Source organism: Wolbachia endosymbiont of Drosophila leontia (genome assembly GCF_028981785.1).
GTDB classification, from domain to species: Bacteria; Pseudomonadota; Alphaproteobacteria; order Rickettsiales; family Anaplasmataceae; genus Wolbachia; species Wolbachia pipientis.
On sequence record NZ_JAPQLK010000133.1, the window covers coordinates 131 to 2,940 of the forward strand.

4 protein-coding genes are annotated in these 2,810 nt (G+C 33.5%); 2 read left to right on the forward strand and 2 right to left on the reverse strand.

Annotated features, from left to right (window positions below):
• Positions 1-288: 288 nt before the first annotated feature.
• Together OZD63_RS04605 and recR are read right to left on the reverse strand one after the other, a co-directional pair.
• Positions 289-1,509: a KAP family P-loop NTPase fold protein gene (locus OZD63_RS04605; RefSeq protein ID WP_253303549.1), complete on the reverse strand. Its 1,221-nt coding sequence runs from the start codon at positions 1,507-1,509 to the stop codon at positions 289-291.
• 3 nt (positions 1,510-1,512) lie between these two features.
• Positions 1,513-2,118 (reverse strand): recombination mediator RecR, encoded by a 606-nt coding sequence (gene recR / locus OZD63_RS04610; RefSeq protein WP_010963080.1) that lies wholly within the window; start codon positions 2,116-2,118, stop codon positions 1,513-1,515.
• Positions 2,119-2,340: 222 nt separating this feature from the next.
• Here recR and OZD63_RS04615 point away from each other — a divergent pair, with 222 nt between their 5' ends.
• A complete protein-coding gene (locus OZD63_RS04615; protein ID WP_156517965.1) occupies positions 2,341-2,493 on the forward strand; it encodes a hypothetical protein in 153 nt (50 codons plus the stop codon).
• A gap of 21 nt (positions 2,494-2,514) precedes the next feature.
• Positions 2,515-2,625: a WPE palindromic element domain-containing protein gene (locus OZD63_RS04620; protein ID WP_080717651.1), complete on the forward strand. Its 111-nt coding sequence runs from the start codon at positions 2,515-2,517 to the stop codon at positions 2,623-2,625.
• Positions 2,626-2,810: the final 185 nt, after the last annotated feature.

Below are 2,810 nucleotides of genomic sequence, written 5' to 3' on the forward strand. Positions count from 1 at the left end.
AACACCAGCTTGCAAATGATTGTCCTTTCCTTCATTTCTCTCCTATTACGAAGATTTTAAACAGGTTCTAATAATTCAAACATTGTTAGATGTAATATTACTAGGAGTAACAGTAAGGAAGACCTTCGTAAACCTGATGCTTCACATAATGACAAATCTGCAGGTAAAAAATTATCTAATGTCAATGTAAGCGAATTAATCAGAAAGTTTGAACAAGGTAATGACATAGTAAAAGGGCGTTAATCAAATGTTACCCTATCTTTGTGTATGTAAAGGTAGGGTATCTTTTCAAAATAGTATATCCTTTATAGCTTTGTTAATTTTTGACTCCCTCTCTGCAAAAGCAGTTTCTAGAGAGGTTTTAAGTTTTTCCCATTCTTCTTGACCATTTAGAACTAAAGATTTATATTCATTTTCAATTTTTTCCAATGCTCTTTGATATGAAAAACCTAATTCCTCATATATATCAATATTTATCGATTGCAGTATTACCAAAAATGAAAACAAATTCGGATCAGGTAATTCTTCTCTTGTGTGATTCAGAAGACACAGCTTTATTTTTTTTACGCAGTATTCTATTGTTTTTAACGATAGTGACAGGCTTTCTGCATAAAATATAAAACTATCTACAATCAAATTTTTTGACTTTTTCGGTAATTTAATATTTTCAAATAGTTCTTTTGTAAATTTTTCTATCGGTTGTTTTGGCAAATGTAAAGAGAGATCAGTAAAAGATTTTAGGTCAAAATTTGGTCCAAGTATTGTGCTGATTGCTCTTTGTACATTACTCTTATCTTTACTTACAGAAATAATGAAAACCAGCCCCTCCACATCAAGCATATACTTTATAGATTCCAAAAAATCGACAACGAATTTAGGACGGCACACATCAAGATTATCCACCATTATATAAATGTTTTTGTCTTTTCTGATTTTATTAACCACATCCGCTAACTGTGTTTTAAAATCTCTAGTACTCTCTTTTCTTCTTTGGAGAAGACTTAATTCACTCAAGACAAAACCTATGTCTTTTTTATCAGCCTCTTTTGCAGCATCAAGAAATACTGAAAGCATAGCAAGTGGAGATTTACTGATCAGCTTTCCTAGTGTGTTTAGAGAAAATAGCTCTTGGTTTATGTTCTTGAACTGTTGTATAACACTTCTTTTTACTTTATACGATACAAATAAATCTTCAAATAGGAAATTTAAAAAAGAAGGCAGTGGTTGGTCCAATGCATTGATATCCCATGCACTATAATAAGCTGCAATTTCATTTTGCTGTTTTAACTCTTTTACCCATTCTTTCAAAAAAAACGTCTTGCCCCATCCATCATATCCTTCCAAAGATATTATTGTAAAAGACTGATCAATTGTTTTAATTATAGTATTGAATTTACCTGAAAATTGCTTATAGTTTAGGTGGTCATTTTCCCAAGCCACCACTTTAAGTGGTGGCACTATTTTTTTCTTTTTGAATGTTATTAGCGATATAAGTTTTTTTAAGCACATGTCTTATTTTATATTTAACTCATATTCTTGTCTTGAAGTAAGTGCTATCCTCAGCGTTCCTTCATCAAGGTAGTCAATTTCTCCGCCCATTGGTATGCCGCAAGCAAGGCGTGATATTTTCACATCCAAATTTTTTAGCAATTCAATTATATATTGTGCAGTAACTTGGCCCTCTAATGTCGGATTAATTGCGATAATTATCTCTTCAATTTTAGACTCTGTCACTCTTTTCAGAATAGTGTCAAGGTTGAGTTCTTTTGGACCTATGCCATTTATTGCAGACAATCTGCCACCCAAAACATGGTATAAACCTGAATATATATTTCCTTTTTCAAACGCCCATAGATCACCTAATTCTTCTACTACACACAGTAACTTAGTGTCACGTTTTGGGTTAGTACAAATAGAACAAGGTGACTTAGTATCTAGATTTCCGCAAACTTCACACTCTATTATAAGATCTGCTAGCTCTTTAATCAAAGATGCAAGTGGTAGCATAACTTTTTCTTTGTTTTGGAGTAAATGTATAACTAACCTGCGTGATGATGATGGCCCTAAACTTGGCAATTTAGAGAAAGCATGAACTAGATTCTTTATGTTAACGTTCATTCAATAAATTCAGAATAGGCAGTCAAATGGTAACATCAAACCCTTTGTAAAGAAAGTGGTAAGTTTCTCTTGATCCCACTTTGATCAGCTATAGAAAAAATTTTTTACTTTAACGAAAAAAATTACTTCCGCACACTTAAAGCCTGATTATAATAGACTTCTTGCATAACCCAAACTAAGTAGAAAAAAGGTATCATCCAAGTAGCTGACACTGGTTCCTTTATGACGGCAGTACCTTCTCCTGTCATCCGAGTAGCCGACTACTTGGATCCAGGAAATTTAACTCTACCAAGTAAGTGTACAATAAGAACTAGATTCCAGACTGGAATGACAGCAGTCCTACGTCATACCGCGATTCATTCTCGGTATCTCTAGATCCCGCTAACAAGTAGCGGGATGACGGTTGTCAGGCTAGCTGTCATCCCAGTGCCCAGACACTGGGATCCAGAAATTTTAATTGTAAGTAAGCATACTGGGTTGATAAGTATAAAAGTAGCTAGAAAATAAACATTTTTGATGAGATTATATGGAAAACTGGATGCCAGTGTCAAGCACTGGCATGACACCCTTCACGGACTTTTAAATTACTTTAGCTATAAATATTAAGAAATTTACCAAATGAAAAAAAAGGCAAAAGAAGCCCTGGGGTTATTATCCGCTTTAAAATATTGGCGTTTTTTATGTTTTAAACG

Excerpts from the sequence above, each read along its gene's own strand:
- OZD63_RS04605 (WP_253303549.1), bottom strand. The coding sequence starts at position 1,509 with ATGTGCTTAAAAAAACTTATATCGCTAATAACATTCAAAAAGAAAAAA.
- recR (WP_010963080.1), bottom strand. The coding sequence starts at position 2,118 with ATGAACGTTAACATAAAGAATCTAGTTCATGCTTTCTCTAAATTGCCA.
- OZD63_RS04615 (WP_156517965.1), top strand. The coding sequence starts at position 2,341 with ATGACGGCAGTACCTTCTCCTGTCATCCGAGTAGCCGACTACTTGGAT.
- OZD63_RS04620 (WP_080717651.1), top strand. The coding sequence starts at position 2,515 with ATGACGGTTGTCAGGCTAGCTGTCATCCCAGTGCCCAGACACTGGGAT.